The sequence below is a fragment of the Mesorhizobium sp. 1M-11 genome (assembly GCF_001303895.1).
In the GTDB taxonomy this organism is placed as follows: domain Bacteria; phylum Pseudomonadota; class Alphaproteobacteria; order Rhizobiales; family Rhizobiaceae; genus Mesorhizobium.
In genome coordinates, this window is the sequence record NZ_LJSD01000017.1 from 180,601 (window position 1) to 187,403 (window position 6,803).

Consider the following 6,803-nt stretch of genomic DNA (forward strand, 5'->3'; position numbering starts at 1 on the left):
CCATCTTTCAGAGGGCGGTTCGCGAATATGGACGTCTCGAAGGAGAGACACCCCGCATCGCAATGAATGGCGGTGCGAAATGACCAGGCGCCGGGTCGGCAGGGTGAAGATCGACTTCTCTGTGATCGAGCGGTTCGCCGCCCTGGAGGGTGTCCGGACGCCGATGCCGGTCTTCGGTGAAGACTGGGCTCTGTCCCGGAAGTCATCGCTCCATCGCAGGAAGGACGGCAGCTACACGCTCTGCCTCATCTGGAAATCTGCCGACGGCTTCACGATGTCGGGCACCTATCGCGGCCGGCGGCTGGAGGCGAGATGAGCGCTGTCGCTTCAGTTCAGGAAGCCGTAGCTCTTGGCAACGCGCCTGATCTGGGTGCAGTGCGCGGTCTTCTGCGAGGCGGACATGTCTGCGAAGCCCATGCGGATACCGTCGACTTGCATCTGCAGGAAACCGGCGAAGCTCATGTCATCGGCTGGCACCCGCTTCTCGATGAAGGCCGCGATGGCCGGCTGGTCGAAGGTCAATCCGCACAGCTCCTCGGCTGCCAGAACGTTGCCGAGCTCGTTAGCCAGAACGAGAGCATTGTAGGCAGCGTGAGCGGCGGACATGCTCGCCCCCATGGCGAGCAGTGCGGCTGTGAGCTTCAGCTTCATGGGTGTTCCCTCCTGCCGGCTTCGACCGTAGCGCGGTGCCGTCCCCATCACAAGCCGGTGGTGCCAGTATGAGGCAGGACCGCAACGAGGCGCTGACGGCAGAGCTGATGGAGCTGCTGGGCGAGGCCGACTTCCTGCGGCTGGTGGAAGAATATGGCGGGATCCGCCTCAAAGTTCCCGTCGACCTCTCGCCGTTGGTCGAGAAGCTCGGCGAACGTGCGGCCGTCAAGCTCGGCCAGCGGTACTCTCGCTCATACCTGCGCGTGCCACTTGCCCGTTCGGTGCGGGCGCGGCACTATCGCGCGATCGGGCGCTCGAATGCGGAGATCGCTCGCCTGCTCGGCATCGCCGAAACCAGCGTCGACAAGCTGTTTCGCCGGATGCCAGGGAAGCCGGTGAAGGGCAGTCGAGATCCGCGCCAGATCGAGCTTTTTCCCAGGTGACGCACAATGCCCGCGATGGCGGGCATTACGGCCCGCCATAGCGGGCGGCATGGTGCTCCGTATACTGCGGAGATCTCCATGCGCGAAAACTTCCAGAAGTGCCTTCAGGTCACGCTCGCCTATGAGGGTGGCTGGGCCGACAATCCCAAGGATCCCGGCGGGGCCACTATGAAGGGCATCACGCTGGCGACGTACCAGCGCTTCTTGCCCGGCGCCACCAAGACCCAGCTGCGCAACATCTCGGCCGAGAACGTCGCGAAGATCTACCGCCAGGACTACTGGCAGGCCGTCAACGCTGACACGCTCGCCGCCGGTGTCGATCTCGCGACCTTCGACGGCGGCGTCATGTCCGGCCCGCCGCGCTCGAAGAAATGGCTGCTTGCCTCGCTCGGCGGCTCGGACGATCAGACGGTGAAGAAGATCTGCGCCAAGCGCCTCGGCTTCGTCCAGTCGTTGAAGATCTGGAAGACCTTCGGCAAAGGCTGGGCGCGTCGCATCGCTGCGATCGAGGCGAAGGGCGTGGCCTGGGCGCTGGCGGCCACACAGCCGGCAGCGACGGTCAAGGCGAAGCTCCTCGAGGAGGAGAAGGGGGCGAAGGGTCGGGCCGGCAACAATGCCGTCGCAGCCACCGGCGTAAGCACCGCCACCGGCGCCGGCGGCAGCGATGCGGTGGTCAACCCGCAGCACGTCGACATGATTTCTGGCTGGGCACTGGCCGGCGTCGCCGTGCTGGCGGTCGGCGTGATCGTCCTGCTGGTCGTCCGCGCCAAGATCCACAACCAGCGCGCGGCCGCCTACGCGGCCGAGGCCGAAGCGATCGGGGCTGCCTGATGCTGGCCGCGATCATCCTCACCGTCATCGTCTCGATCGGGTTCATCCTTGCTGGGCTCGGCATGATTTTCTTGGCGTACATGGCCGAAGCGATGTCGCCGATCCCCGGCAAGACCCACACGCTGGCCGGCAAGTTCGCCGCCGTCGCGGTCTAGGAGGTCGCCATGCTGGAAACCGTCATAGCCGGGGCCTTGATCGACGCAGCCGCCAAGGCCGGCGCGCCGCTGGTGAAGGACCTCCTGGAGAAGTATCTGGGCGGGACCGCGGCCGACATCGGCGGCGCCATCATCGACGTGGTGGCGCAGAAGGCCGGCGTCGAACCGGCCGCACTGCCGAATGTCCCGGCCGATGAACTGCAGGAGGCGGTGCTGGCGGCTGAGGCGGAGACGCCGGAGCTCCTCATCCAGTGGAACACACAGCAGCGCCAGGCGATCGACCTGATGAAGGCGGAGATGGACAAGGGCGGCCCGGCGTGGACCTGGGCGTGGCGCCCGGCCGGCATGTGGATCTTCATCGGCCTGTTCGCCTGGTACGTCGCCGGCCTGCCTGTCGTCAACCTCATCCTTGGCCTCGCCGGCGCCGGAGAGCGGCTCGGCCTCATTGTGGACGTCGGCACGCTCACCACCATGTTCATGTTCTTCTCGGGCTTCTACATGGGCGGCCACATGGCCGAGAGCATCGCCGGCAAGCTGCGCGATGCGATCTCGGGAAGGACCTCCGCGTGATGGATCTCAATCTCCTGATGCCCTGGCTCGGCGCGCTGGCGCTGTTCATTTCCCTGGGCACGTCGATCCATACCATCATGACGGCCAGCTCGAAGCCGCTGGCGGCGCAGATGAAGAAGGCGGAGGAAACCCTCATATCCCACGATCGCCGCATCCAGTCGGTGGAGGACGAACTGAAGCATCTGCCCGACCGGAACATGGTCCACGACCTCCAGCTGACGTTGAAGGACATCCAGATCGAGATGGCTGGCGTGAAGGCGGCTTCGGAGCAGTCCACTCGCACCAGCAGGCGCGTGGAAGAATGGCTGGTGGCGAACAGCAAAGCAGGATCGGCGTGACCTACGAAGAATACACCATTGAAGACATCAGGCTGATCATCCTGCGAGCCCTGGCCGACGAGGACAACGGGACGATGCACGACGGCCGCCTTGAGTTCGAGCTCCGGCGGTTCGGCTACAACAAAACCCGCGACTTCATCCGCAATCAGCTGCTGTGGCTGCAGGATGAGGTGGGTGCGGTCAGGACCAGCGAAGCGGGGAGCGTCATGATCGCCACGCTGCGCAAAGCTGGCCGTGCCCATGTCGATCGCGCCCGGTTCCTGCCTGGCGTGAAGCGCCCCAGCGACGTGGATTGAGCCATGGCGCGCGGCCGCGGCCGGCTGTCCGGCATCGAGCAGTTGCCTCCGGAGGCGGACCATATCGTCGCCCAGGCCGCACAGGCGCTACAGGACCGCGAGCGCACCCAGCTCGATATCTACGAGGAATTCTTCAACGCCCTCAACGCGCTGAAGCGCGAGCATCGCGGCGAGCTGGAATTCACCGTCCCCAGCTTCTCGGCCTTCAACCGCTATTCGATCCGGCTGTCGGCGATGACCCGGCGCCTGGAAGAAACCCGCGAGATCGCCGGTGCCATCGCCGGCCGCTTCAACGCCCAGGCGTCGGACGAACTGACGCTGATCGCCTCGGAGGCGATCAAGACGCTGGTCTACGAGCTGCTCATGGACAGCGGCCGCAGCGGCGTCGACCCCAAGGGCGCCCAGCAGCTGGCCAGCGCGCTCTATCGGGCCACCCAGGCGCAGGGCGTGTCGACCAGCCGTCGCCTTAAGGTCGAGCGGGAGTTTGCGAACAAGGTCACCGAGACGGTCGACAAGGTGGCCAAGGTCGCCGGCCTTTCGGCGGATCGTGCTTCCGAGATCCGCAAGCAGGTCCTGGGATTGCGGTCATGAGCGTCGCCGAGGCGCGCGCCTTCGTGCAGGGAGAGGAAGCTGTCAAACCCGTCCTTTCCCGAAACCCAGCCGAACTGCCGCCCGAACTGCCGCGCGGCTCCGAGCTTCCGGCCGACCACGATCCGCTGGCCGACGGCATCCTCATGCTCCACCAGAAAGAGTGGCTGGAGGATCGATCCGACCTGAAGATCGCCGAGAAGGGCCGCCGCACCGGCATCACCTACGCCGAGGCCCTCGACGACACCATCATCGCGGCGTCCGCCCGCGGCGAAGGCGGCGACAATGTCTTCTACATCGGCGACACCAAGGACAAGGGTCGCGAATTCATCGGCTACGTCGCCCATTTCGCCCGGATCGTGGCGAAGGAGCTGACCGAGATCGAAGAGTTCATGTTCGAGGACGAGCAGGCCGACGGCTCGAAGAAGTTCATCTCGGCCTATCGTGTCCGTTTCGCTTCCGGCTTCAGGGTCGAGGCGCTGTCGTCGAACCCGGCGAACATCCGCGGCCTGCAGGGCATCGTCGTCATCGACGAGGCGGCCTACCACCGCGATGTCCGCAACGTGGTCGACGCCGTCAACGCCCTGCTGATCTGGGGCGGCAAGGTCCGCATCATCTCGACCCACAACGGCGTCCTCAATCCCTTCAACGAGCTGATCCGCGAGGCCCGCGCCGGCAAGAGCCCGTTCGTCGTTCACCACATCCCGTTTCAGGCGGCGGTCGACAACGGGCTTTACCGGCGCGTCTGCCTTACCCGCAACTGGACCTACACGCCCGAGGCCGAGGCCAAATGGGAACGACTGATCCGCGGCTCCTACGGCGCGCGCGAAGCGGCCATGAAACAGGAACTGGACGCCATCCCCGCCGACGCGGAAGGCGCGGCTTTGACGCGGGTCGTGATCGAGCGGGTGAAAGACGCGGCCGTTCCGGTCGTCCGCCTGCACCTGCCGGACAGCTTCAAGGGTCTGGACAAGGACGTCCGCGAAGCCGTCATCCGCGATTTCTGCCGGCAGAAGCTGCAGCCGATCCTGGCGGGGCTCGACAAGCAGCGGGCGCACTGCTTCGGCCAGGACTTCGCACGCTCCGGCGACGTGTCGGCGTTCAAGGCGTACGAGATCGGCCAGGACACGGTCCGCCGCTGCTGTCTCGTCCTGGAGCTGCGCAACGTGCCCTACGAAGCCCAGCGCGACATCCTCTTTTACGTGGGCGATCGTTTGCCGCGCCTCTCCGGCGGCGCGCTCGATGCCACCGGCAACGGTGGCTATCTGGCAGAGGTCGCGGCGCAGCGTTGGGGCGAGTGCATCGTCGAGGTGAAGCTCTCGGCGGAATGGTACCGGGAAAACTCGCCACGCTATATCGAGGCCTTCGGCGACCAGACCGTCACCGTCGCGGCCGACGAGGACGTGATCCGCGACCACCAGGCGCTGCAGTATGTCGGCGGCATCATCAAGGTTCCCGACGATCACCGTCACAAGGGTGAGGACGGACTGGACCGGCACGGCGACACCGCGATCGCCGGGATATTGGCATGGTTCGCCTCGCTCCAGATGACGATCGGCTACGGCTATGAGCCGGCCGGTCAGGGCCAGCGGTCGGATAGCCGCGGCACGCACGATCGAGCGGAACGGTCGATCGATCCCGAACTGCGAGGAGCATTGTGGTGAGCATCGTCAAATCCCTAATGGCCGCTGCCGGTCGCCGTCTCCTCGACGCTTCGGGAATGCCGATCGAGGCCGCCTCGCTTCCTGCCGAACCGGTGGCCGAGGTCAAGGATGCGGCGCCGGCCGAGCGGGCAGGCGCGACCTTGAGCGGTGTCCGCTCGGCGATCTCGGAACATCCCGCCGAAGGGCTGACGCCGGCGCGTCTGGCGCAGATCCACCGCGCCGCCGCACAAGGCGATCCGGAGCTTTACCTCGAACTGGCGGAAGACATCGAGGAGCGCGACCTGCACTACCTCGGCGTGCTCGGCACGCGGAAGCGCTCCGTGGCCCAGCTGCCCATTACCGTGACCGCGGCATCCGAAGCCAGCGACCACAAGAAGCACGGGGAGTACGTCCAGTCCTGGATCAATGACGGCGTGCTGGCCGCCGGCCTGTTCGACATGCTGGACGCCACCGGCAAGGGCTTCTCTGTGATGGAGACCGATTATCGGTCGCATCTCGGCCACCTTTGCCCGCGCGAGTTCATCTGGCGGCCGCAGCGCTGGTTCAACTTCGATCGCATCGACGGCGAGACTGTGCTGTTGCGGGAGGGGACCGGCGACGTGCCTCTGGCTCCGCACAAGTTCGTCATCCATCGCTCGAAGGCCAAGTCCGGCCTGACCATCCGGTCGGGGATCGCCCGCGCCGCGAGCTGGGCGTGGATGTACAAATCGTTCACGCTGAAGGACTGGTCGATCTTCGTGCAGAATTTCGGAATGCCGGTTCGGATCGGCAAGTACGGGCGGAACGCCAAGGAAGAGGAGAAGGACGTGCTTTGGCGTGCCGTGTCGCGGATCGCCGGAGACTGCGCTGCCATCATTCCGGCCGACATGCTGATCGAGTTTCACGAGGTCTCTGCGAAGGCGGCGTCGACGGACCTTTACGAGCGGCGTGCCGACTGGATGGACCGCCAGGTGTCGAAGGCGGTGCTCGGCCAGACGACGACAACCGATGCGGTCTCCGGTGGCCATGCCGTAGCCCAGGAACACCGTCTCGTACAGGAGGACATCGAGCGCTCCGACGCGATCGCCCTGTCGGCGACCGTCAACGCGCAGATCATCCCGAACCTGGTCGCCTTCGAGTTCGGCCCGCAGGATCACTATCCGGTGGTCTCGATCGGCCGGCCCGACGAGGTGCCGCTCGAGGAATTCGCCAGCGCCTTCGACAAGCTCGGGCGACAGGGCCTCACCGCACCGGCGGCCTGGGCGCGCGGCCGCCTCGGCATTCCGGC

The 6,803-nt window shown here is 65.9% G+C and carries 11 protein-coding genes; 10 read left to right on the plus strand and 1 reads right to left on the minus strand.

The window, feature by feature from the left end:
- Positions 1–79: 79 nt before the first annotated feature.
- Complete coding sequence (locus AO692_RS10540) at positions 80–316, plus strand: hypothetical protein (protein ID WP_054310009.1); 237 nt, start codon at positions 80–82, stop codon at positions 314–316.
- A gap of 11 nt (positions 317–327) precedes the next feature.
- Here the strand turns inward: AO692_RS10540 and AO692_RS10545 are convergent, their stop codons facing one another.
- On the minus strand, positions 328–651 hold the full coding sequence (locus AO692_RS10545; protein ID WP_054310010.1) for a hypothetical protein: 324 nt from the start codon (positions 649–651) through the stop codon (positions 328–330).
- A gap of 68 nt (positions 652–719) precedes the next feature.
- On the opposite strand from AO692_RS10545, the gene AO692_RS10550 reads away from it, so the two are divergent.
- From AO692_RS10550 to AO692_RS10585, 9 genes are all read left to right on the plus strand, one after another.
- Entirely contained in the window at positions 720–1,094 is a 375-nt protein-coding gene (locus AO692_RS10550; RefSeq protein WP_054310011.1) for a hypothetical protein, read from the plus strand.
- Positions 1,095–1,172: 78 nt separating this feature from the next.
- Positions 1,173–1,925: a glycosyl hydrolase 108 family protein gene (locus tag AO692_RS10555; protein WP_054310012.1), complete on the plus strand. Its 753-nt coding sequence runs from the start codon at positions 1,173–1,175 to the stop codon at positions 1,923–1,925.
- On the plus strand, positions 1,925–2,080 hold the full coding sequence (locus AO692_RS33125; RefSeq protein ID WP_161808061.1) for a hypothetical protein: 156 nt from the start codon (positions 1,925–1,927) through the stop codon (positions 2,078–2,080). Before AO692_RS10555 ends, AO692_RS33125 begins: the two co-directional genes overlap by 1 nt.
- A 9-nt stretch (positions 2,081–2,089) precedes the next feature.
- Positions 2,090–2,650: a 3TM-type holin gene (locus AO692_RS10560; protein WP_054310013.1), complete on the plus strand. Its 561-nt coding sequence runs from the start codon at positions 2,090–2,092 to the stop codon at positions 2,648–2,650.
- Complete coding sequence (locus AO692_RS10565; protein WP_054310014.1) at positions 2,650–2,988, plus strand: DUF2730 family protein; 339 nt, start codon at positions 2,650–2,652, stop codon at positions 2,986–2,988. The genes AO692_RS10560 and AO692_RS10565 overlap by 1 nt, the downstream gene beginning before the upstream one ends.
- The gene (locus AO692_RS10570) at positions 2,952–3,284 is read left to right on the plus strand and encodes a hypothetical protein (protein ID WP_054310015.1); all 333 of its coding nucleotides are present in this window, start codon (positions 2,952–2,954) and stop codon (positions 3,282–3,284) included. Before AO692_RS10565 ends, AO692_RS10570 begins: the two co-directional genes overlap by 37 nt.
- Positions 3,285–3,287: 3 nt before the next feature.
- Entirely contained in the window at positions 3,288–3,875 is a 588-nt protein-coding gene (locus AO692_RS10575; protein WP_054310016.1) for a DUF3486 family protein, read from the plus strand.
- Positions 3,872–5,536 carry a hypothetical protein gene (locus tag AO692_RS10580; protein WP_054310017.1) on the plus strand — a complete coding sequence of 555 codons (1,665 nt, stop codon included), beginning with the start codon at positions 3,872–3,874 and terminating at the stop codon, positions 5,534–5,536. Before AO692_RS10575 ends, AO692_RS10580 begins: the two co-directional genes overlap by 4 nt.
- Positions 5,533–6,803: DUF935 family protein (locus AO692_RS10585; RefSeq protein ID WP_244483315.1), on the plus strand; the 1,271-nt coding region annotated here is incomplete at its 3' end. The genes AO692_RS10580 and AO692_RS10585, both read left to right, overlap by 4 nt.